This is a genomic window from Synechococcus sp. WC10meta (genome assembly GCF_047461475.1).
In genome coordinates this window covers 14551-35738 of the sequence record NZ_JANSHF010000012.1, presented here as the reverse complement: position 1 = coordinate 35738, position 21188 = coordinate 14551, and the positions used below count along the sequence as shown (strand labels likewise).

Annotated in this window: 21 protein-coding genes and 2 tRNA genes; 11 read left to right on the top strand and 12 right to left on the bottom strand. The window is 60.4% G+C overall.

The features are described from left to right. Positions 1–18: 18 nt before the first annotated feature. Together ftsH and NW804_RS07600 are read left to right on the top strand one after the other, a co-directional pair. Positions 19–1905: an ATP-dependent zinc metalloprotease FtsH gene (ftsH, locus tag NW804_RS07605; protein ID WP_414410494.1), complete on the top strand. Its 1887-nt coding sequence runs from the start codon at positions 19–21 to the stop codon at positions 1903–1905. Between the two features lie 90 nt (positions 1906–1995). Beyond that, positions 1996–2817: a class I SAM-dependent methyltransferase gene (locus tag NW804_RS07600; protein WP_414423227.1), complete on the top strand. Its 822-nt coding sequence runs from the start codon at positions 1996–1998 to the stop codon at positions 2815–2817. On the opposite strand, the gene NW804_RS07595 is transcribed toward NW804_RS07600, so the two are convergent. Together NW804_RS07595 and dnaA are read right to left on the bottom strand one after the other, a co-directional pair. Then, a complete protein-coding gene (locus tag NW804_RS07595; protein ID WP_414411232.1) occupies positions 2814–3443 on the bottom strand; it encodes a hypothetical protein in 630 nt (209 codons plus the stop codon). The genes NW804_RS07600 and NW804_RS07595 overlap by 4 nt on opposite strands. Positions 3444–3526: 83 nt before the next feature. After that, positions 3527–4930, bottom strand: a complete 1404-nt coding sequence (dnaA, locus tag NW804_RS07590) for a chromosomal replication initiator protein DnaA (protein ID WP_414405375.1) — start codon at positions 4928–4930, stop codon at positions 3527–3529. A gap of 217 nt (positions 4931–5147) precedes the next feature. On the opposite strand from dnaA, the gene rpmH reads away from it, so the two are divergent. Together rpmH and rnpA are read left to right on the top strand one after the other, a co-directional pair. Further along, the gene (rpmH, locus tag NW804_RS07585) at positions 5148–5288 is read left to right on the top strand and encodes a 50S ribosomal protein L34 (RefSeq protein ID WP_414393711.1); all 141 of its coding nucleotides are present in this window, start codon (positions 5148–5150) and stop codon (positions 5286–5288) included. A gap of 68 nt (positions 5289–5356) precedes the next feature. Next, positions 5357–5728 (top strand): ribonuclease P protein component, encoded by a 372-nt coding sequence (gene rnpA / locus NW804_RS07580; protein ID WP_414393714.1) that lies wholly within the window; start codon positions 5357–5359, stop codon positions 5726–5728. Between the two features lie 174 nt (positions 5729–5902). Here the strand turns inward: rnpA and NW804_RS07575 are convergent, their stop codons facing one another. Then, entirely contained in the window at positions 5903–6154 is a 252-nt protein-coding gene (locus NW804_RS07575; RefSeq protein ID WP_414423226.1) for a hypothetical protein, read from the bottom strand. A 206-nt stretch (positions 6155–6360) separates the two neighbouring features. On the opposite strand from NW804_RS07575, the gene NW804_RS07570 reads away from it, so the two are divergent. From NW804_RS07570 to miaB, 4 genes are all read left to right on the top strand, one after another. Then, the gene (locus NW804_RS07570; protein ID WP_414401362.1) at positions 6361–6948 is read left to right on the top strand and encodes a Uma2 family endonuclease; all 588 of its coding nucleotides are present in this window, start codon (positions 6361–6363) and stop codon (positions 6946–6948) included. A gap of 135 nt (positions 6949–7083) precedes the next feature. Continuing rightward, positions 7084–8601 (top strand): S41 family peptidase, encoded by a 1518-nt coding sequence (locus NW804_RS07565; RefSeq protein ID WP_414410499.1) that lies wholly within the window; start codon positions 7084–7086, stop codon positions 8599–8601. 138 nt (positions 8602–8739) lie between these two features. Beyond that, the gene (locus NW804_RS07560) at positions 8740–10089 is read left to right on the top strand and encodes an adenylosuccinate synthase (RefSeq protein WP_414393723.1); all 1350 of its coding nucleotides are present in this window, start codon (positions 8740–8742) and stop codon (positions 10087–10089) included. A 162-nt stretch (positions 10090–10251) separates the two neighbouring features. Continuing rightward, a complete protein-coding gene (gene miaB / locus NW804_RS07555; RefSeq protein WP_414393726.1) occupies positions 10252–11613 on the top strand; it encodes a tRNA (N6-isopentenyl adenosine(37)-C2)-methylthiotransferase MiaB in 1362 nt (453 codons plus the stop codon). Here the strand turns inward: miaB and NW804_RS07550 are convergent. Both NW804_RS07550 and NW804_RS07545 read right to left on the bottom strand, forming a co-directional pair. After that, positions 11613–11684: transfer RNA gene (locus NW804_RS07550), tRNA-Thr, on the bottom strand. The two genes, miaB and NW804_RS07550, sit on opposite strands and share 1 nt — an antisense overlap. 4 nt (positions 11685–11688) lie before the next feature. Further along, positions 11689–11774: transfer RNA gene (locus tag NW804_RS07545), tRNA-Tyr, on the bottom strand. Positions 11775–11918: 144 nt separating this feature from the next. Here NW804_RS07545 and lysA point away from each other — a divergent pair. The 3 genes from lysA to NW804_RS07530 all read left to right on the top strand — a co-directional run bounded on the left by lysA (position 11919) and on the right by NW804_RS07530 (position 15147). After that, positions 11919–13289, top strand: coding sequence for a diaminopimelate decarboxylase (gene lysA / locus NW804_RS07540; protein WP_414393729.1), 1371 nt, complete (start codon positions 11919–11921; stop codon positions 13287–13289). A 182-nt stretch (positions 13290–13471) separates the two neighbouring features. Then, entirely contained in the window at positions 13472–14395 is a 924-nt protein-coding gene (gene cdaA, locus NW804_RS07535; RefSeq protein ID WP_414393732.1) for a diadenylate cyclase CdaA, read from the top strand. Positions 14396–14400: 5 nt separating this feature from the next. Then, the gene (locus NW804_RS07530) at positions 14401–15147 is read left to right on the top strand and encodes an isoprenyl transferase (RefSeq protein ID WP_414393735.1); all 747 of its coding nucleotides are present in this window, start codon (positions 14401–14403) and stop codon (positions 15145–15147) included. A 53-nt stretch (positions 15148–15200) separates the two neighbouring features. Here the strand turns inward: NW804_RS07530 and NW804_RS07525 are convergent, their stop codons facing one another. From NW804_RS07525 to NW804_RS07495, 7 genes are all read right to left on the bottom strand, one after another. Next, positions 15201–15794: a CPP1-like family protein gene (locus NW804_RS07525; protein WP_414423225.1), complete on the bottom strand. Its 594-nt coding sequence runs from the start codon at positions 15792–15794 to the stop codon at positions 15201–15203. 24 nt (positions 15795–15818) lie between these two features. Then, positions 15819–17012: a cysteine desulfurase family protein gene (locus NW804_RS07520; RefSeq protein ID WP_414405323.1), complete on the bottom strand. Its 1194-nt coding sequence runs from the start codon at positions 17010–17012 to the stop codon at positions 15819–15821. 87 nt (positions 17013–17099) lie between these two features. Beyond that, complete coding sequence (gene rodA, locus NW804_RS07515; protein WP_414423224.1) at positions 17100–18425, bottom strand: rod shape-determining protein RodA; 1326 nt, start codon at positions 18423–18425, stop codon at positions 17100–17102. Positions 18426–18656: 231 nt separating this feature from the next. Further along, entirely contained in the window at positions 18657–19790 is a 1134-nt protein-coding gene (locus NW804_RS07510; protein WP_414393744.1) for a histidine kinase, read from the bottom strand. Between the two features lie 56 nt (positions 19791–19846). Beyond that, complete coding sequence (locus NW804_RS07505; protein ID WP_414393745.1) at positions 19847–20023, bottom strand: DUF3285 domain-containing protein; 177 nt, start codon at positions 20021–20023, stop codon at positions 19847–19849. A 79-nt stretch (positions 20024–20102) separates the two neighbouring features. Further along, entirely contained in the window at positions 20103–20681 is a 579-nt protein-coding gene (aat, locus tag NW804_RS07500) for a leucyl/phenylalanyl-tRNA--protein transferase (protein WP_414393747.1), read from the bottom strand. A gap of 2 nt (positions 20682–20683) precedes the next feature. Continuing rightward, on the bottom strand, positions 20684–21157 hold the full coding sequence (locus tag NW804_RS07495; RefSeq protein WP_414410504.1) for a hypothetical protein: 474 nt from the start codon (positions 21155–21157) through the stop codon (positions 20684–20686). Positions 21158–21188 lie beyond the last annotated feature (31 nt).

The window sequence follows — 21188 nt, the reverse complement described above, 5'->3', positions numbered from 1 at the left end:
GGGGTGTCCTTCTTCCTTATGAACAAGCTGCTTTCCCCCCAGCGCTGGTTGATGGCTCTTGTGCTGGGCTTTTGTCTCTGGCAGGGCTTTAGCCTAGATCCTGCTCACGCCGCCTTGGCCTCTGCCCTTACCTACGACCGCTTCTTGCGCTATGTCGAGGAGGGGCGCGTTACCGATGTGCGCCTTCTAGACAACAACCTGGTGGCAGAAGTTACGGCTATTGATCCCCAGACGCAGCACTCCACCCGCTATCGGGTCAACCTACTGCCTACGACTGTGCCGCAACTGGTAGACCGCCTTACTGAGAAGGGGATCGAGGTGACGGTGGTGCCTAGCCGCGATGGCAGCGCCTTCTGGGCCATTCTAGGCAACCTGGTGATTCCCCTGATGCTTCTAGGGGGCCTGTTCTTACTCCTGCGCCGGGCAGGTGGGGGAGTGGGTGGCCCTGGGCAGGCCATCAACTTTGGCAAGTCGCGGGCACGCTTCCAAATGGAAGCCAAAACTGGTGTTACGTTCGACGACGTAGCCGGGATCGATGAGGCCAAAGAGGAGCTGCAGGAGGTGGTCACCTTCCTGAAGAAGCCGGAGCGCTTTACGGCCGTGGGGGCAAAGATCCCCAAAGGTGTGTTGTTGGTGGGGCCCCCGGGGACGGGGAAGACCCTCTTGGCCAAGGCGATTGCCGGCGAGGCAGGAGTGCCCTTTTTCAGCCTTTCCGGCTCCGAGTTTGTGGAGATGTTCGTCGGCGTGGGGGCCTCGCGGGTGCGAGATCTCTTCAGGAAAGCCAAGGAAAACGCCCCCTGCATCGTCTTCATTGACGAGATCGACGCCGTGGGTCGGCAGCGGGGAGCTGGCATTGGTGGCGGCAACGACGAGCGCGAGCAAACCCTTAACCAGTTGCTGACGGAAATGGATGGGTTTGAGGGCAACTCGGGTGTCATCGTTATTGCCGCAACCAACCGTCCGGATGTGCTGGATGCGGCTCTCCTGCGGCCTGGACGCTTCGACCGCCAGATCACGGTGGATCGACCCAGCTTTAAGGGCCGCTACGAGATCTTGCGCGTGCACGCCCGCAACAAGAAGCTGGCGGAAGAGGTCAGCCTCGAAGCTATTGCCCGCCGTACCCCTGGTTTTGCCGGCGCTGATCTGGCCAACCTGCTCAACGAGGCGGCCATCCTGGCGGCCCGTCGCCAGCATAAGGCCATCACCAACCAGGACATCGACGACGCCTTCGACCGCATCACCATCGGCCTGACCAAGCCGCCGCTGTTGGACGGGAAGAGCAAGCGCCTGATTGCTTACCACGAGTGCGGCCACGCCCTGTTGATGACCCTCTTGCCCCATGCGGATCCGTTGAACAAGGTGACCATCATCCCTCGTTCTGGGGGTGCCGGCGGTTTTGCCCAGCAACTGCCCAACGAGGAGCAGATTGACTCCGGCATGTACAGCCGCGCCTGGCTGTTGGATCGGGTGGTGGTCGGTTTTGGCGGTCGGGCAGCGGAGGAGATTGTCTTTGGCTACTCGGAAGTGACGACGGGGGCCAGCAACGACCTGCAGCAAAACACCAACCTGGTGCGGCAAATGGTGACCCGCTTTGGGATGTCCGAGTTGGGGCCGCTGATGTGGGATCCACCCAACAACGAAGTCTTTTTGGGCGGCGGCTGGATGAACCGCGTCGAGTACTCCGAAGATGTGGCGGCTAAGATCGATCGGCAGGTGCGGCAAATCCTGGAAAGCTGCTACCAGAAAGCCAAGCAGATCCTGCTCGAGCACCGCGCCCTGCTGGATCGTCTGGCCGACACCTTGGTGGAGCGGGAAACCCTGGATGGGGACGAGTTTCGGGCCATTGTGGCAGAGTACGTTCCCATTCCCGAGAAGATTGGCTTGCCCAGCCCAAAGACAGCCTAGGGATCCCCTCTGACTGCCGAATGGACTAGCTTAAGGGGGTAGTTGTCGGGGTCGTGGCCTGGCAACTGCCCTTTTGAGTCGGGTTCTCTCATGCGCTCTTTTCCGTCTGCTCTGCCAGCTCATCTTTACCGCTGCCTCAGCTGTGGTCAGGAAGGGCTGAGCCTGCCGCCAGCGCGGGAGCCAGGATTTGCTGTGGATCGGGTTTACTGTTCTCGCTGTGGCCAGGTTTACCCCATCCTCCCTTCCGGGGCAGTGGATTTTCTAGCCACCTCGCCAGCGCTGTCCCTCACTCCAGCCCAAGCCATTGCCCATCTGCCCGGCTTTGCCTGGGGCTACGACCGCCTCTGGCGGCCCTGGGCCCTGTCGCTGTTGTCGGGGGAAAGCTTTGGCAGCGAGCGAGAAGGCCAATTGCTGGCCGAGCTGGTGGGAGAGGCAGATCCGGTCTTGGACCTAGGCACGGCAGGAGGGTACTGGAGCCGCCTCCTCCTAGCCAGGGATCCGCAGCGGACGGTGATTGGTCTGGACAATGCGGCGGGGGTGCTGGCAGAGGCAGCCCAACAAGCCCAGCCCCAATGGCAGCACTACAGCCTGGTGCGGGCGCGGGCGGAGCAGCTTCCCCTGGCCTCTGGAGCCTTTGGGGCAGTAATTAGCGGCGCCACCTTAAACGAGGTGCCGTTGGATCCCTGTCTGGAGGAAGTGGCTCGCATCTTGCGTCCCGGAGGCGTCCTGGTGTCCATGCACAGTCAGCAGGTTCAGGGGTGGGGGCAGGTGGTGCAGCGCTGGCTGGAGACGACAGGACTCCGCTTTTTCTCTGCCGATGAGCTGCGCCAGCACCTGGAAGCAGCAGGGCTGCAGTTGGAGCGCTATCTCAGTTTTGGCTGGGTAGCTTTTGTGCAGGCGGTGCGCCGCTAAGGGATCCACTCCAGGCCAACTCCAAAGCTGGATTCCCGCGCTAGGGTGGAGTGGCGCAGGCTGTAGCGGGCAGCAAGACGAAAGGAAGGGCTGATAGCGTAGGCAGCTGTAAGCTCCGCCAGGGTGACCTGGACTTCTCCTGGCTCCTGAGGGGTCAGCCAGGTGTAGCTGGCGGTTAAGTCGGCAGCTTGGAGAGCTAGGGACAAGACAACGAAGGCCCCATAGCTCACACCCCTGAGGCGGCGGTTCTCTTGTTCCAATTCCAAGGCGCGGTAGCCCAGTTGGGGGGCTAGATTGAAGCGGGATCCCATAGGGGCAAGAAAGTAGCGCACCTCTAAGCCGTACTGGCGGACTACTGGGTTCTCAGAAGATTGGCGATAGTCGCCGCTGAGGGTGAGGCGATCCCCCAAGCGCAAGTCCTGCAAGGCAATTCGCCACGCAGAAGCCGACTCAAAACCCGCCTGCAAACGGGTGGGCAAAGCGGGAGTATTGCGGATTTCTTCCAGGAGATTGGGCGGGCCTTGCAGCCAGCGGCGCAACACGGGGCTATCGATTTGGCCCTCCAGCCCCAAAGTATCTCCCTGGGCGGTTGAGGTCAAATTGGCCCAGGCTGGCCACCGGGGCATCAGTCCAGCTCCAAGGAGCAACACACCCAAGCAAAGCCCTCTGCCCACTTCCCCCCTCCCTGCCAGCCCCACCTGGCCGAAAACTATTTGTTTCGGCTGTTGGCCATGATCCGCAGCCGCTGCGACAGGTTTTGCAGTTGCCGCTCAAGTTGCAAATCTTCCCGCTGCAACTGACTAATTTTTTCACAGCTATAGAGAACGGTGGTGTGATCTTTTCCACCAAAGTAGTCGCCAATTTTGGGCAAGCTGAGACGGGTATGTTGGCGCATCAAAAACATGGCGATTTGACGTGCATGACTGACGTCCCGCCTGCGGGAAGATCCCAATAAGCTCTCTCGGTCGATGCCAAATTCCTCACAGACTACATCAACAATCATATCGGGAGTAATTTCCTTGGGTTCGCTGGGAGGGTTGAGGATGGGCCGAATCGTCTCTACACTCATCGGCAAGCCAGAAATGGAGACGTAGGCAACGGCCCGGATGAGGGCACCCTCCAGCTCGCGGATGTTGCTGGTGTAGGTGGTGGCAATATATTCGATGACCTCCAGCGGCAAGCTCATCCCCTCATACTCAGCTTTTTTCTTGAGGATGGCCATACGGGTCTCGATGTCGGGCGGCTGAATTTCTGCAATCAAGCCCATTGAAAACCGAGAACAGAGCCGCTCCTGCAGCCGCGGGATTAGATGAGGGGAGCGGTCGGCGGCCAGCACAATCTGCTTGCCCGATTCATGGAGGGTATTAAAGGTGTGAAAAAACTCCTCCTGGGTGTACTCTTTGCCCTCAATAAATTGGATGTCGTCCACCAACAAAATATCCACATCTCGGTACTGCTCCCGAAAAGACTGCATACTGTCTCGCCGGATGGCGTCGATGAGATCGTTGGTAAAGCGCTCGGTGGACACGTAGAAGACCTTAGCCCGGGGATTGGCCTCTAGCTGGTAGTGGCCGATTGCCTGCATCAGGTGAGTTTTGCCTAGCCCTACGCCACCGCAGAGAAACAGAGGGTTGTAGGCCCGCCCCGGCTTGTCAGCCACGGCCAGGGCTGCAGCATGGGCCATGCGGTTGTTGGGGCCGACCACAAACCGCGAGAAGGAATACTTGGGGTTGAGCTCTGGTGCCCGCATAGGTAAGCTGCTGCCCCCCTCCAGCCCCCGAGGAACAGAATCCGGGAAACTGCCAGCGCAGTAGGAGCTTGGCCTCTCAACTGTCGAAGGAGGCTCTTCCGCAGCCAAGGCTTGGGGAGCAACGGAAAACTCTACCTGCAAAGGGATCCCTGCTACCCGCTGCACCACCTCGGTGATGGTAGAGGCATAGTGCTTCTGCAGCCAGCCTCGTGCCCATTCGCTGGGAGTGGAGATGGTGAGGCGGTTGCCCACCAACGACTCAGGCCGTGCTGTTTTGATCCAAGCCTCAAAGGTTGGCCGGCTGAGCTGCACTTGTAGATGGCCCAGAGCCTGATCCCAGAGCTGATCTAGGGAGATATCCACGCCACACACCCAGAGCGACACACCACAAACCCCGAGAGCTAAGCAGTGCCTCCACTCTCGGGATTCCCAATTTAACTGCTTGGCGTGGGGCCTCCAATCTACCCATTTTCCGATAGGTTTGCTAGCATGGCTTCTCAGTGACTGTCTTTAGGTGAACTGGATTGCCCCCTCGCCAGCCGCGGTGGGCTGTGTTGAAGTTGCGAGTTAGTTTCTCACCATGCCTCAGCGTACCCTTCGTGGCACCAATCGCAGACGCATTCGTGTTTCTGGGTTTCGAGCCAGAATGCGCACCCCAGGTGGGCGGCGAGTCTTGAAGCGGCGGCGGGCCAAGGGGCGTTATCGCCTGGCTGCTTGCTGAGGCACCCAACTCCCCTGCTAGAGGCACAAGCAAGTGTTAACTTGGGGTGGGATCTGGGAGCCGCCACCATGCTACCTGCTCCTTATCGCTTGCGGGATCGGCGGGCATTTCAGGCACTTTACCAGGCAGGTCAGCGGCGTTCCACGGCGGGCTTGACCCTGCTGTTTCAGCCAATGCCGGCAGGAGGTGAAGGGATCCCTAGCCAGGTGGGGCTGGCGGTTAGCAAAAAGGTAGACAAGTCGGCGGTACGGCGAAATCGGCTGCGACGTCGCTTACGGGAGGCCATACGGCTTCTCTGTCCCCAGCTAAAGCCCGGCTATCAGCTGCTGTTTATCCCCAAGCCCAATTTGCTTACCTACAAGTGGCCGGAGCTGCAAGCAGAGGTGCGCTACCTTCTCCAGAAGGCCGATTTACTCGCTAGCCCAGAGGCGAATTCCTAGGGGCTTGGGTGGGCAGGCTGGGCTACTGCTACTGGCTGTCCTAGAGAGCAGAGTAACCCCTTCCAGGAGATTTTGGAATGCCAGCTCTTCGACCTATGCCCGGTGTAAACCGGCGCAGTCGTTGTTGCCGAAAACTATGCTCTGGCTGAAGTCTCAGCCAGGGATCCCAATCCGCTAACACCCGCCGTATTTGCAGGCAATGTTGTCGGTCAACTGCCCAATGGCACTGAAGTGCAGGTCATGGTCGCCGATACCCTGGTGCGATACCTCCGTTGGGGTGCAGAGGGATCCCTTGCCGAAGCAGCGCTGGCCCACTTCAACGAGCTTGCCATCAACCGGTTTTGTGCTCTGAAAATGGTGCTTGACAGGCACACTGAAGAGGTGCGTCGTCAGGTATTGCAGCAAGCCATCGCAGCAGGGATCCATCCTCAAGCCCGGACACACTTCGAGCAGGAAATTGCCCAGAGCAAGACTCTCTCCCCTACTCTCAAGACCTGGAAAACGTTGAATCAGAGCCAAACCAGACTGAGACTTTATAAACTTAGAGCCAGGGCTCCCAATTGCTTCCTATTGCCCTTCAGCAGGGGGTTATTCTGGAATCCAGTTTTGCATGGGAATGTCCAGTTCATGCCATGACGGCCTTGACGCTCAATCTCAGCCCCTTGATGACTCTGACGCGAGAGGATTTTATCCGGCTATGTGCGGCCAATCCTGAGCTAAAGCTAGAGCGCACTGCCCGAGGAGAGCTGGTGATCATGTCCCCCACTGGCGGTGAAGTTGGCCACTGGAATGCAGAGATCACCACAGAGCTAACCCTCTGGAATCGCCAATCAGGCCGAGGCAAAACCTTTGATTCTTCCACGGGGTTTTCTCTGCCCTCAGGCAGCGACCGCTCTCCTGACCTGGCCTGGATCCCGCTGGAAAAGTGGGAGGCTCTGGATCCCCAGACCCGCCGGGGATTCTTGCCCCTGTGTCCTGACTTTGTGGTGGAGATCCTCTCGCCCACCGATTCTTGGGTTCAAGCCCAGGCCAAGATGCAGGAGTACTTGGACAACGGCTGTCGCTTGGGGTGGCTTTTGGATCCCAAGGCCAAGCGGGTGATGATCTACCGGGCAGGACAGGCGCCGGAGCTAGTGGAAGACCCAGAAACCTTGTCGGGAGAAGACGTGCTCCCCGGCTTCACCCTGCCCATCCGCAAAATTTGGTCTGCCGAGAGCTAAGGGATCCGCAAAAGGGGAAACAACTGGTAGTGTCTTAATGGCTTAAAAAACAAGCATTTGGCCCTGCCGACAGGGTGGAGCAGATTGCCCAGGGTTTATCCTATTCACAGCATCTGCAAACAAGGGCGGGCCACCATGAAGGGGTTTACGCGGGCAATTCGGGTGTGGGGCACGGTCGTGGCGCTCAGCGGAGCCCTTCCTGGCAAAGTGATGGGACAGCCAGGCTTGCCGCCGGTGCCGGTCGTCCCCTCTGTTGAGGAGCCGAGAGTCGATCCAGTTCCTCCGTCCCCAGAGGTGTCCCCTGCTTCCAGGATACCGGCCGCTTCCCCGCCAATGGGCCAGGATCTGCGCTACCTGGTGAAGTTGTTCATCAACGAGTCTTGGCAAGCGGGCAAGCAAGCTGCTGCGGTCAACTACAACGACCTCTACAGCCGCCTGTTGACCCGCACCTACAGGGATCCCCGCCCGCCTATCGAAGTCGAGTACGAGCTGATTCGAGAGATCCTGCGCGAATACGGGGATCCCGCCGATCGCTTCTGGGATCCGCAAAGCTTTAGGGACCTGCTCAGCCGTCCTCGCCCACCTCTCCAGGCACGTCAGATTGGCCCGCGCCAGGTTTACTTAGCGGTGCCGGAGCTCACCCCTGCCACTGCCCAGCAGATCCGCCAAGCCCTCTACACTCAGGATTACAGCCAGGGCATTGTCCTCGACCTGCGCGGGTCGGTGGGCTATGACCCGCAAGTGATAGCGGATGTGGCGCGCCTATTTTTGCCTCGCTCCGTGCAACCGCTGCTGGTTACCGAAGACCGCTTTGGTCAGTCCACCCGCTGGAACAGCGAAAACCTGCCGCTAGCGGCCGGGATCCCCTTGGTCGTTCTTGTCGACGGCAACACCCGCCAGGGGGCCACCCTCCTGGCAGCTCAGTTGGGAGCTAGCGGCAACACCGTTATTGTGGGACAGACCGCCCAAGGCAGCGAGCGCCAGACCCGCTTCTTTGCCCTTCCTTCTGGCGCAGCGGTGGAGCTGGCCGTGGCCACCTGGAAGACCGGCGATGGACGCTCCTTAGCCCAGGGCTTGGTGCCCCTGCAAAAGGTAGAGGGAGATGAGGACGCTTGGCTAAAGGCCGCTCTAGAGGCCCTGGCCCTACCCCCCCGCCAGCCCAGCCCCCCGCCCCGCCCCACCGTCCTGGTTCAAGAGGGCCGCGTCGGTCGCTTTGTCCTGGGCATGGATACCCGCAACGTCGACACCCACCTTTTGGGCAACGTGGATCTCATCCCCGCCGAGTCACGGGCCAACGTCTTTCAGCCCAACAGCGACCTGAAGATCTTCTACTTGCAGGACTACATCCTCTTTGCCTACCGCCGTCCGGGCGTCCTCAATAGCTTTTTTGCCGACCGCATCTACACCACCCACCCCGAAGCCATGACTGGCGAAGGGATCCGCATCGGCTCCACCTACTCGGAAGTCATTGCCACCTACGGCGGCCCCGGGGAAAATGGCTACAACGAGGTCGTGCCCTATCCCAAAGGGAGCCGGGAATACCTGCGCGACGACCGCTACTATGTCAACTACGACGCCCTCGGCCTGTCTTTTGCCTTTGCGGTGGGCTCTAACCGGGTTACCGCCATTGGCCTGTTCAAGCCGGGGAGTTGAGAGAGCAAAAAGTTAATCGATTGTTAACCTTTTTGTCAAAGGCCCTCAACACCAGCCGGAGCAATGGGGTAAATTAGTGCAGCGGCCCCGGAAGAGGGGTTTTTGTGCTGTTTACATTACCGACTGGGGGAGAAGCCTTTGGCAAACGTTGTAGTTGTTGGTGCCCAGTGGGGCGACGAGGGAAAAGGGAAAATTACCGACCTCCTCAGTGAAAAAGCCCATGTGGTCGTCCGCTACCAAGGCGGCGTCAACGCCGGCCACACCGTGGTGGTGGGGGGCCAGACCTTTAAGTTGCACCTCATTCCCTCTGGCATTCTCTATCCCGATAAGCGCTGTGTCATCGCCAGCGGCACGGTGATCGATCCCGAAGTCTTGCTGGCCGAGATCGACCAGCTGCACCAATTGGGGATCTCCACCCACAACCTCTACATTGCCGAAACGGCCCACGTAACCTTGCCCTACCACCGCCTCATCGACGTGGCCGAAGAAGAGCGGCGCGGCATCTACAAGCTGGGCACCACCGGGCGAGGCATTGGCCCCACCTATGCCGACAAGGCCGAGCGCATGGGCATCCGCGTCGTGGACTTGATGTACCCCGACCAACTGCGGGAGCGCCTCAGTTGGGCCATTCCCTACAAGAATGTTTTGCTGGAGAAGATCTACAACCTGCCCCCCTTAGATCCCGAGCCGATTATCGAGCAATACCTGGCCTATGCCGAGCGGCTGCGCCCCTATGTTACCGACGCCGCCCTGCTTCTCACCCAAGCCATTGAGGAGCGGCAGAACATCCTCTTTGAAGGGGCGCAGGGTACGCTGCTGGACATTGACTATGGCACCTACCCCTACGTCACCTCCTCCCATCCCATTGCCGGCGGCGCCTGCGTGGGGGCTGGAGTTGGCCCCACCAGCATCGACCGGGTGATCGGGGTAGCCAAGGCTTACACCACCCGCGTCGGCGAAGGCCCCTTCCCCACCGAACTGAAAGACGAGATTGGCGCCTATTTGCAATCTGCCGGCGGCGAAGTCGGCACCACTACCGGGCGGCAGCGGCGCTGTGGGTGGTTTGATGGCGTCATCGGGCGCTACGCTGTGCGCATCAACGGCCTCGACTGCCTGGCCATCACCAAGCTGGATGTCCTGGATGCTCTAGACGAGATCAAGGTGTGTGTAGCCTACGAGTACCAGGGCCGTGAGATCCACCACTTTCCCAGTGACGCTCGGGTCTTTGCCCAGTGCAAACCCATCTACAAAACCCTGCCCGGCTGGAGGTGCTCCACCAAAGGCTGCCGCTCCGTTGAGGACTTGCCCCCCGAAGCCTACGACTACCTGAAGTTTTTGGCCCAGTTGATGCAGGTGCCGATTGCCATTGTCTCGCTGGGGGCCAGCCGCGACGAGACCATCATTGTCGAGGATCCCATCCACGGCCCTAAGCGCGCCCTGCTCTACCCCAACGGCAGCAAGCAGGTTCACGCCCTCATGCCGGACTGAGGCTCGGCGGCTAGTCCCCTGGGGAGCACTGCTTTGGCAAAGCCAGCCCCAGCTTGGGCCGCTCCAAGGGGTCGAGGGAACCCTTGGAGTTGCCGCTACTGCCCCACCAGGATCCGCTAAGCTCAAAGGTAGAGATTGCTTGCCCTGTCTTCTGGTCTTCCCATGGCTGCTCCCACCTACTCCATCATCACCTTCGGCTGTCAAATGAACCGGGCTGACAGCGAGCGCATGGCCGGGATCCTGGAGTCGCTGGGGTATGTGCGCGCCGAAGACGCGCTGCAGGCGGACTTGGTTCTCTTTAATACTTGCACCATCCGCGACAACGCTGAGCAAAAGGTGTATTCCTACCTGGGCATCCAGGCGCAGCGCAAGCGGAAAAACCCCGCTATCAAGCTCATCGTGGCCGGCTGCGTGGCCCAGCAGGAGGGAGAGCGGCTGCTGCGCCGCGTCCCCGAGCTCGATCTAGTCATGGGCCCTCAGTACGTCAACCGCCTTGGGGATCTGCTGGCCCAGGTGGAGGCCGGCAACCAAGTGGTGGCCACTGAGCCCGTCGAGATCCCAGAAGACATCACCAAACCCCGCCGCGACAGCCGGGTAACAGCCTGGATTAACGTTATCTACGGCTGCAACGAGCGCTGCACCTACTGCATTGTGCCGCTGGTGCGGGGACGGGAGCAATCGCGCCAACCCCAGGCCATCCGCGCCGAGATGGAGGACGTAGCCCGAGCTGGCTACCGCGAGGTAACCCTACTGGGGCAAAACATCGACGCCTACGGGCGGGATCTGGATCCCAAGACCAACTTGGCCAGCTTGCTGCGCTTTGTCCACTCAGTGGAAGGGATCGAGCGGATCCGCTTTGCCACCAGCCACCCGCGCTACTTCACGGAAGAGCTCATTGCCACCTGTGCCGAGCTGCCTAAGGTGTGCGAGCACTTCCACATTCCCTTCCAGGCCGGCAGCGACGAAGTCCTCAGGCGGATGCGGCGCGGCTATACCCAGGAGCGCTACCGCCAGCTCATCCAGCTCATCCGCCAGTACATACCTGAAGCCACCATTAGCGCCGATGCCATCGTTGGCTTCCCCGGCGAAACAGAGGCCCAGTTCCAGGAAACCCTGCAACTGGTGAAGGATATCGGCTTCGATTTCCTCAATACCGCTGCCTACTCCCCCCGCCCTGGCACGCCAGCAGCCGAGTGGCCCGACCAAGTGCCGGAAGAGGAAAAAAGCGATCGCCTGCAACGACTCAACCGCCTGGTAGCCGAGGTGGCTGCCGCCCGCAGCGCTCGCCTGCTGGGCCAGGTGCAGGAGGTGCTGGTGGAGGGCCCCAACCCCAAAAATCCTCGCCAAGCTATGGGACGTACCCGCGGCAACCGCATCGTTTTCTTCGACGGCGATCCTGAACAACTGCTGGGATCCCTGGTGCCAGTGCGCATCACCGCCACGCGGGCCTTTTCCCTCAGCGGCGAGATTGCCAAGCCTGGGGAAGAGAAACCCCAAGCCGCAGAACTTGGGGCTTGCGCCTAAGCCCACGACGAGGATTGAACTCGTGACCTCCCCCTTACCAAGGGGGTGCTCTGCCACTGAGCTACGTGGGCGGCATGGTGGGCCGAGTTGGATTCGAACCAACGTAGGCGTAAGCCAGCGGATTTACAGTCCGCCCCCTTTAACCACTCGGGCATCGACCCATAGACGCTGGTCCTCCATGGTAGCAGAAAAAAGAGACTAATGCCCAGGAGCAATCTCTGCCCAGGGGGGTAGAGGGGATCTCCCCGAGGCCAAACTGGAGAGAAAACTTGGTAGGGTGGAAGACAGTCTTTTAGCTGGCAACTATGGTTTCAACCCTCGGCACGCCCCCTTCTGTGGTTTCTCCCAACCAGTCGCTGCAGCCGTTAACCAGCCGCGTCAATAGCCAGGGCCACCTGGAAATTGGCGGCTGTGACGTGGTGGAGCTCGTGCGCCAGTTTGGCTCCCCCCTCTACATCCTGGACGAATGGACCCTGCGGCAGGCCTGCCGTCTCTATCGCGACAGCTGGGCCCGCTGCTACGCCGGCAGCTATCGGGTGTTGTATGCCACCAAAGCCTGGAGCTGCCTGGCCATCTGCGCCTTGGCGCTGCAAGAAGGGCTAGGTCTGGACGTGGCCTCTGGCGGCGAGCTGTACACCGCCCTGCAAGCAGGGGCCAAGGGGGAAGATCTCTACCTGCACGGCAACGCCAAGTCGGCAGAGGAGCTAGCCATGGCCCTTGAGGTAGGCTGCACTCTGGTGGCAGATAGCCTCCACGAGCTGCAGCAGCTGGCCGCTCTGGCCACCCCTGACCGGCCGGCCCGTCTGTTGGTGCGGGTTAACCCTGGTATTGACGTCCACACTCACGAGTACATCCGCACCGGCCAAACCGACAGCAAATTCGGCATTGGCCAATGGCAACTGCCGGAGGTGTTTGATTTTCTGGCAGCCCATCCCCAACTGCACTGCGTCGGGCTCCACGCCCACATTGGGTCTCAGATTTTTGACCTGCAAGGACACCGGGATCTGGCAGGAGTGCTGGCCCGCATTTGGCAGCAAGGGCTAGACAGAGGTCTGCCCCTTCAGGAGCTCAATGTGGGCGGCGGCCTGGGGATCCGCTACGTCGAGTCCGACGATCCCCCGTCTATCTCCGAGTGGGTGGAAGCGGTGGCCACGGCAGTGCAGCAGAGTTTCACCGCCGCCGGGATCCCACTGCCCAAGGTGCTCTGCGAGCCTGGGCGCTCTGTGGTTGGGCCAGCGGCGGTAACCGCCTATACCTTGGGGGGCAAGAAGTGGATCCCGCCCAGCGACGACCTTCCCGAAGGCCGCCTCTATGTCACCATCGACGGCGGCATGTCTGACAACCCTCGGCCTATCACCTACGGGGCCCGCTACACCGCCCTCTTGGCCAACCGCCCCGAGGCCGAGGCCACCCAGCGGGTGACAGTGGCCGGCAAACACTGCGAGTCGGGAGATGTGCTCTTGAAAGATGTGCTTTTGCCCAACCCAGCGCCCGGCGAAGTCCTAGTTGTGTTGGCCACTGGGGCCTACAACTACAGCATGGCCTCCAACTACAACCGCTTTCCTCGGCCAGCAGCGGTGCTGGTTAACCAAGGGAAGGCCCAGTTAATCCTGCGGCGGGAAACTTATGCCGATTTAATCCGTCTGGATATCCTACCAGAGCAGTTACGGCGCTAGGGGGCTGCCCCAACCTGCCAAGGGGGATCTAGCCCGCTGGTCTCAACAGGGAAGAGCTGGAGGCCAGGGAGGAGAGCAATGGTAGGCTGGTCAGGGAACCAAAGTCCAGCAAGATTCTCACTGCAGGACAGCGCAGGCAGAAGGTCTGGAGCACGAGGGGAGCGTGAACGGGGTTTTTCGGCATGCGGGCGGCCTTATGGGCTTGGCTACAGCAATTTAACCCTCTCAGCCTCTTGGACGGGGCTCTGGCTGTCCTGCTCTTGGCTTTGGCCCTCTATTCCACCCGCAAGAGCCGGGCTGGTGTCCTACTGCGGGGATTTACGGTACTGTTGGTACTTTACCTGGCCTCAGCCTCGCTGCCGCTGGTGCACCTCATCTTGGATCGCCTGCTCCTGGCTGCGGCCGTGGCCATGGGGGTGCTCTTTCAGCCGGAGCTTCGGCAGCTCTTGGAGCAGTTGGCAAAGACCATTCCCCTGGAGTGGTCAGATTCGCCAGACGAGGAGGAGGAAGATTCTGAGGAGGGCTTGGTGGAGGAGGTGGTGCAAGCGGTGCGGGAGCTCTCCCAAAGTCGAACGGGGGCTCTGATTGTGATTGAGCCGGATCAGCCCATTGACTCGCGGGTGTTTACGGACAAGGGGGTCTCCCTTCAGGCACGAGTATCGCGGGAACTCTTGCAGACGATTTTTCAGACCTCGACCTTGCTCCACGACGGGGCAGTTCTTATCCATCGGGATCGCATTCGGGCAGCAGGGGTAATCCTGCCAGTCTCGGAGCGGCCTGCTGGGAGGCACCTGGGCACACGACACCGCGCCGCCATGGGGATTACCGAGCAAGCCAATTGCTTGTGTATCGTGGTTTCAGAGGAAACTGGCTCCATTTCTCTAGCAGAGGGTGGACGCATCGAGCGCCCCCTGACCAGTGCCAGGTTACAGGAGCTGCTGCTGGAGCGGCTGCGCCATTCCCGCCAAGCCAAAAAACGAGAGGCTCCTCTGGGGAAACTGGGGATCCACCCTTGGGTTTGTAACGGACTGTTGGGCTGGGGGAGATCCCTGATTGAACTGGCAAAACGCTTTCGCAAACCTAAGAAAACGCTTCCCAAAGGATAACCTCCATGACCCTTTCTCCTGCTCATCTTCTGCAGTTGCCTGCCGATCTCGATCCGCAGTTGTTACCCCGCCACGTGGCCGTGGTGATGGATGGCAACGGGCGGTGGGCGCAAAAGCGAGGGCTTCCTCGCAGCGTCGGCCATCAGCGGGGGGTGGCGGCCTTGAAGGAGCTGGTTCGCTGCTGCCACGACTGGGGGATCCCCCTTCTGACCGTCTACGCCTTCTCCACCGAGAACTGGGGCCGCGCCCGCGAAGAGGTGGATTTTCTCATGACCTTGTTTGAGCAGGTGCTGTGGCAAGAGCTCGAGGAAATGATGGAGCAAGGGGTGCGCCTCCAGTTTGCTGGCCAGCTATCAGCCCTGCCCCCCTCTTTGCAGGAGGCCATTGGGCAGGCAGTGGAGTGTACCCAGCACAACGAGAGCCTTTGCTTGACGGTGGCTCTCAACTACGGAGGAAGGCAAGAGATTCTGGAGGCTTGCCGCTCCATTGCCACCCTGGTTCAGCAGGGACTGCTGCAGCCGGATCAGATCGACGAGGCCCTTTTCTCCCAGTTTCTCTACACCAACGGCCTCTCGGACCCTGACTTGTTAATCCGCACCAGTGGCGAGATGCGCCTCAGTAACTTCTTGCTCTGGCAGATGGCCTACACTGAGCAGTACTTCACCCCCATCCTTTGGCCAGATTTTGACCGCGCTGCTTTTCACCAGGCTCTGCTCAGCTACCAGTCGCGCCAGCGACGATTTGGCAAATGAGAAAACCCCCACTTCTAGAAAAAGGTGAGGGATGAGAGCTCCTTTAGGCGGCACTAGCGCAAAAAGCTGGTTACCAGCCACATCAACCCAAACGTCATCCCCACCAACAGGATGCCAGGAGCATCGCCGCCAGTAAGGGGCAAAGCAAGGGCATAGGCCAACGCCAGCCCCAGGATCAAGGCTGCCAGCGCTAGGAGGAAAGAGCGAAGGAAGCGGCGTTCCTTGCGGTACAGGAAATAGGTAGAGGTCATCAGCCCCAGCGCTAGTTGTAGGGAGGGATACTCTTCAGGGGAGAGGACAACCCAACCCAACAACCCTCCCAAAATCGCTGCCGGCCAAAGGACAGCGGCTACCGAAGGAGTGTCCAGCCAGCGACTCTTCTGGACGGGGCGGGGTAAATTCAACGCTGGCTCAGGAGGAGCAGTGCGCTGTTCAGCGTAGCGAATGCGATCCGGGACAGGGATCTTGCCCTCTTTGCGCAGGCGCAGGCGCTGCATCAGAATGGCGTCGTAGGCTTGTTCCACCCGCTCCTGCTGCTCTTCATCGGCAGCCAAGCTGGCCAGGAGCCGTGCTCGCGCCGACTGGATCTCCTCAAAAGAGGCTTCTTCACTGACCCCCAGCACTTGATAGGGACTCATCTCAGCCATGGCGACCAGTCTTGTAACTCTCTATCACCTTAACCTAGCCGCCAATTCAGGAAGGGGTTGGGGAGCTGGCTCGGAAACAGAAAGGAGCACCGCCCGCAGCGATTGGGCCACTTGCTCAACTGCTGCTTGAGTGGTGGCTCTGCCAAGGCTAAGGCGAATAGACCCGAGGGCCTCGGCTTCAGAATAGCCCATGGCTAGGAGAATGCGGCTAGGGATCTGTTGGCCGCTGCTGCAGGCAGAGCCGGCACTGATAGCGATCCCCTGGCGGCTCATCTCCCGCACCAGCACGTTCCCCGAAATCGCGGTAGTGCAGTAACTGAGGTGGTGGGGCAGTCGTTGCTCCAGCTCCGCAGGGCCAGTTAGCCGCAAACTGGGCACGGCAGCTAGTAATTGTGCCAAGTGCCGTTGCAGCTGTCGCAGGCGGGCCGTCTCCTGCTGCAGCTCTTGGGCTGCCAGGGCCGCCGCCACCCCTAGACCGACAATGGCAGGGATCCCTTGGGTGCCGGGCCGCAGCCGCCGTTCTTGCCCGCCCCCCCCTAGCAGCGGCTGCAGCTCTACTCCTGGCCGGACATAGAGCGCTCCCACCCCTTGAGGGCCATAGAGCTTGTGCCCAGAAAGGGAGAGCAGATCCACCGGCAGCTGCGCCAGATCCAAGGGGATCCGCCCCACCGTCTGCACCGCGTCGGTGTGGAACAGGACCCCCGCTTGGCGGCAGATCTGCCCCAGCTCGGCAATGGGCTGCAGGGATCCCACCTCGTTCTGACCATGGACAACGGAGACCAAAACGGTGTTGGGCTGGAGTGCCTGGAGCAACGCTTGGGGATCCACCTGGCCGGCAGCATTTACCGGCAGGCGGGTCACCTGCCAGCCCTGGGCCTGCAAGCGGCGGGCGGCATTCTCCACCGAGGCATGCTCAACGCTGGAGATGATTAGGTGCTGCGGCTGGGAGTAGCGCTGCGCCACCCCAAATAAGGCCAAGTTGTTAGACTCCGTCCCGCCGGAAGTAAACACCAATGCCTCCGGCTCACAGTTGAGCAGCCCAGCCACCTGCTGCCGCGCCCGTTCCATGGCCATGGCAGCCCGTTCTCCCCACCCGTGCAAGCTGGAGGGGTTGCCCCAACTTTCCTGCATCGCCAGCCGCATGGCCTCGATCACCTCCGGACGCGGCGGGGTAGTGGCGCTGTGATCGAAGTACAGGGCGGGATCCAGATTGGGCATGGGCAGCTCAGCTTCTAGGATTTGCTGTCCCCATCTTAGTGTTGGCAGCAGCTTACTGGGGCTTTGTCCTCCCTCGCGACGGCTAGGTTACTTTTTCCTGAAAAGGCTAGGGGGTTGGCGGTGCAGAACCACCGATTCCACCAGGCCAATGGCCAGAAAGTTGGCTAGCAAAGCCGAGCGGCCATAGCTCAAAAAAGGCAAAGGCAACCCCGTAATGGGAGCTAGGCCAACGGTCATGCCGATGTTGATCACTGCCTGAAAGAGGATCATCGCCAGCACCCCAATGGCGATCAGAGACCCGAAGTTGTCCTTAGCTCCTTGGGCAATCCAAATTAGCCGTGCACACAGAATCCAAAGCAGGATCAACACCGTCAAGGTGCCGACAAAGCCCATCTCTTCCCCGATGGCGGAGAAAATGAAGTCGGTGTGTTGCTCGGGGATGAAGTCCAGTTGGGTTTGGGTGCCCTGGTGGAGGCCGCGGCCCCAGAGCCCGCCAGCGCCAATGGCAATGCGAGACTGGATGAGGTGGTAGCCAGATCCCCAGGGCTCTTGGGTGGGGTCGAGGAAGATCTCCAGCCGCCGCCGCTGGTAGGGCTTGAGGAGGTTCCAGGCCACCTGGCCTATCTGCCCCGAGAGCAGGTTAATAACACCAAAGGTCACTGCTCCTGTCCACCGCCAAGGCAGCTTCCAAGCGGCTAGGCTTGCCATGCCCAGACACCAGAGTAACCAAACCCAGATCATCCAACTCAGCTCGGGGCGGGTGTGCAGGCCGTAGAGAATGGCTCCCACCCCTGGCGACACCAGCAAGAGGATCCAACTGCCCTTGGCTCCAGCCCAGTAGAGCATGGCTAGCAAGATAGCCACAAACACCAGGGCCGTACCCAAATTGGGCTGAAGAAAGATCAAAATCCAAGGAGGGGCGAGGACGGCAACAGCTACCCAAATCTGGCTGAAGTACCTGATTGGCCAGTGATGCAAAATGGCCGCCAGGGTAATAATGACCCCCACCTTGGCAAACTCGGACGGTTGCACCTGAACGCCGGCAATGGAGATCCACCGCTCGGCTCCCCCTGCTGCTTTGCCGAAAAAAAGCACCGCAATCAAGCCCGCCAAGCTTAGGAAGTAGGTCAACCAGTGCCAGCGCAACAACCGCTCATAGGGGATCCGGGCCACCATCCCCAAGAGCACCAGGCCGATGCCAGCCATGATCAACTGCTGCAGCCAGTAATGGCTGACGGGGCGCCCCCAGACCGCGCTGCGGATGGCAATGATGCCGATGCCCGTCAAGGTCAGCACCGTAGCTAGCAAAATGCCGTCAAACTCCTGCCAAGGCGACAAGATTTGCTGCAGGCGCTGTTTCCAGCTTGCCCGGGGGGGCACTTTCGGCTCAGCGCTGTGCAGGAAGCGGGTCATATCCAGGGAGCAACGCCGGCACCAGTTTAGTTGTCCCCACCAGGCAGCAGCAAGTAATCGGCATCGACAGCCATCCCTGACCCAGGACGCTAGGCCACAACCTCGCCCCCAGTTGCCCGTAGGTTTCGGTATCCAGGCGGGTACTGAAGCCGATAACGGCTTTATTCACACCATCACACGGTACTCCTCGTGCGGCCGCCCTGGTTTTGACCAATTTTTAGCGGAGGCCAGCTAGTGCCCACTGAGGCGATAGACCGGCAGGGTGAAATGAAAACTGCTGCCCTTACCTGGGATAGATTCCACCCAAATCTGGCCGTAGTGGGCACGCACGATGCGACGGCAGAGGGAAAGGCCAATGCCGTAGCCCTCCTGCTGCTGATCGCGCTCTAGGCGCACAGCCTCGGAGAAGATCTTCTCTTGCTCAGCTTCAGGGATCCCAGGGCCAGTATCGCTGACAGTCACTTGGATCTTTTGACTGGTGCGGTGAAGGATGGCAAGGCGAATAGATCCCCCGGCAGGGGTGTACTTGATGGCGTTGTCCAGGAGGTTAAAGATCACCTGGCGGATTTTGTCGGGATCCACGTGAACCGTGGGCAGATCCAGGGGAATATCGACTTGAAACTGCAACTGCTTGGCCTGGATACGGGGCTGCAGCTCCTCAATAAGCGGCTGGCATAGGCTAGCCAGTTGGGTTTCTACCGCCCGGATCCTCAGCTCCGAAGCGCTGCCGCGGGCCGATTCAAGAATGTCGGTGATCATGCTGTCCATCTTGCGCAACTGCTGGCGGGCGTGCTCGAACAGTTGCCGCTCCAGAGCCTTGTCCAGGGATCCCTCGCGCGCTTGCTGCAGGGTTTCCACCGCTAGAGCTGTAGCCGTCAGGGGGCTGCGCAAATCGTGAACCAGCATCGCCAGAACGCGGTCTTTAAAATCCAGCTGTTCCCGCAATTGGGCTCGCTCTTGCCGCAGCAAGAACACCTCCTCTGACAGCTGGAGCAGCGCCTCGGTGATGGGAGGAGGGGTGGGATCCTGACCCTCCTTTTGTTGGTGGGAGGCAAGAGCCGCCTGACCCTGCCAGCGAGGCCACCACACTTCCAGTTGCGTCGCCAAGTCCTCCCCCGCCAAAACCTGGGCTGGCAAGGGCTCTGCCTTCACCAAAGCGGGGGTCACCACCAGCTTGTAGTGCTCCGCCAGGTAGGGGTGCTCTTCTAGCGGCACCACTTTTAGATGGGCAGGGTATTGGCCAGGTAAGCTCTGGATGTGCCGACGGAGTTGCTCTGCCAGTTCTTCGACGTTGGCTCGGCCTTGGGCAAACAACAGCAGCCGAATGGTGGAACGGGTAGAAGCGCAATCTAGCGAGGTTTGCATAGGCCAAAGTCCAAAGGGCGGCGGGTACCTTGAGCTCACCCTCCACGCCGTTGAGCTTAGCGAAACAGGTAGGCCAGACCCACCAGCACAGCCACTAGCCCCACCGTGGTCAAGCTGAAGTGCAGGAGAGAGGTTCTGCCTTTGCGCACCATGTTGCGCATGGCCAGGCGAACATAGCTGGGCGAGGATCCCTTCTCGCTCTGCGAGGAGCTAACCGGCGAAGGCTGGGACATTGGGATGTCGGAAACGCGGGCCGATACCTCTAACCTAGCTCAAGCTGCCCCCGTTAATACACCTGCGGCCACCAGCTCATCAGTCAAACCGGCAAGGGATCCCTAGGCACTGCTGCAACAGCTTTCGGTACTCTTGGCCATCCACGAGAAAAGCCCCAAAGCGGGCCAGGTGCGGGTTCATTAGCTGGGCGTCAAAAAGGCGAAAGCCCCGCTCCCGCAGGTGTTCCACCAACTTCACCAGCGCCACTTTGGAGCCATTGGGAATGCGGTAAAACATCGACTCGCCAATGAAAGCCGCCCCCAAGGTAATGCCCAGGATCCCGCCTGCGAGAACTTCTCCCTGCCAGGTCTCAAAGCTGTGAGCAAACCCCGCTTGGTGCAGAGCTAGGTAAATCTGCTTTAACTCCGAGCTAATCCAGGTTTTTGGTCGAGCAGCGCAGCCCTCCACCACCTGCTCAAAAGCGCTGTTGATGCGCACCTGAAAGCGACCGCTGCGCACTAGGGGCCTCAGGGAGCGCGGACAGTGAAACCGCTCGTCCAGAGGGATTAGCGCATGCTGCCTACAGCCATACCACCCCAGGGATCCCGTCTCTTCATCGGCCATGAGAAAGTAGCCCTGGGCATAGCCGGCCACAATGGCGGTTATGTCTACCTGCATACTCATTGCCAGTTTGGCGAGAGGGTGGCGAAATCCCCCGCCTCGACCTTGGGGTGACAATCCACACAGCCACTTACTCGCACTGGGGTAGGAAAGTCCACCTGCAGGTGCAAAGCCCGGAAGTAGCGAGACTCGGCTAGACGATAGGGCACTGGCTCCCCCTGCCGCAGCGGACGAGAGTTGGGCCGTAAATAGCCCCAAGCCAGTTGGAAAGTCACACCGGTCAAGGGCTGGATCTGCTGGCCGTAGTGGTTGGGATCCTGCAGCAGCCGTTGCCAGGTTTCGGTGGGCAACACCTGAGCGGGCAGCGCCACGTGGCAGGTGCCGCAACTGCGCACGTACTGAGCCTGCGCCAGCTGGGTCGGGGTGAGATCCTGCTGCGCTTGTACCCCAGCTAGCAGGGATCCCATCAAGCCAGCCAGCAGCGCAATCCAGCTGACAAGCCAAAATTGCCGCCGTCGTTTTAAGGAAGCCATGCTCTTGCCTTGAGTTTCAATAGATCCCCTA

Coding starts and splice junctions, on each gene's coding strand:
- ftsH (WP_414410494.1), top strand. CDS start 19: ATGAACAAGCTGCTTTCCCCCCAGCGCTGGTTGATGGCTCTTGTGCTG.
- NW804_RS07600 (WP_414423227.1), top strand. CDS start 1,996: ATGCGCTCTTTTCCGTCTGCTCTGCCAGCTCATCTTTACCGCTGCCTC.
- NW804_RS07595 (WP_414411232.1), bottom strand. CDS start 3,443: ATGCCCCGGTGGCCAGCCTGGGCCAATTTGACCTCAACCGCCCAGGGA.
- rpmH (WP_414393711.1), top strand. CDS start 5,148: ATGCCTCAGCGTACCCTTCGTGGCACCAATCGCAGACGCATTCGTGTT.
- rnpA (WP_414393714.1), top strand. CDS start 5,357: ATGCTACCTGCTCCTTATCGCTTGCGGGATCGGCGGGCATTTCAGGCA.
- NW804_RS07575 (WP_414423226.1), bottom strand. CDS start 6,154: ATGGATCCCTGCTGCGATGGCTTGCTGCAATACCTGACGACGCACCTC.
- NW804_RS07570 (WP_414401362.1), top strand. CDS start 6,361: ATGACGGCCTTGACGCTCAATCTCAGCCCCTTGATGACTCTGACGCGA.
- NW804_RS07565 (WP_414410499.1), top strand. CDS start 7,084: ATGAAGGGGTTTACGCGGGCAATTCGGGTGTGGGGCACGGTCGTGGCG.
- miaB (WP_414393726.1), top strand. CDS start 10,252: ATGGCTGCTCCCACCTACTCCATCATCACCTTCGGCTGTCAAATGAAC.
- lysA (WP_414393729.1), top strand. CDS start 11,919: ATGGTTTCAACCCTCGGCACGCCCCCTTCTGTGGTTTCTCCCAACCAG.
- cdaA (WP_414393732.1), top strand. CDS start 13,472: ATGCGGGCGGCCTTATGGGCTTGGCTACAGCAATTTAACCCTCTCAGC.
- NW804_RS07530 (WP_414393735.1), top strand. CDS start 14,401: ATGACCCTTTCTCCTGCTCATCTTCTGCAGTTGCCTGCCGATCTCGAT.
- NW804_RS07525 (WP_414423225.1), bottom strand. CDS start 15,794: ATGGCTGAGATGAGTCCCTATCAAGTGCTGGGGGTCAGTGAAGAAGCC.
- NW804_RS07520 (WP_414405323.1), bottom strand. CDS start 17,012: ATGCCCAATCTGGATCCCGCCCTGTACTTCGATCACAGCGCCACTACC.
- rodA (WP_414423224.1), bottom strand. CDS start 18,425: ATGACCCGCTTCCTGCACAGCGCTGAGCCGAAAGTGCCCCCCCGGGCA.
- NW804_RS07510 (WP_414393744.1), bottom strand. CDS start 19,790: ATGCAAACCTCGCTAGATTGCGCTTCTACCCGTTCCACCATTCGGCTG.
- NW804_RS07505 (WP_414393745.1), bottom strand. CDS start 20,023: ATGTCCCAGCCTTCGCCGGTTAGCTCCTCGCAGAGCGAGAAGGGATCC.
- aat (WP_414393747.1), bottom strand. CDS start 20,681: ATGCAGGTAGACATAACCGCCATTGTGGCCGGCTATGCCCAGGGCTAC.
- NW804_RS07495 (WP_414410504.1), bottom strand. CDS start 21,157: ATGGCTTCCTTAAAACGACGGCGGCAATTTTGGCTTGTCAGCTGGATT.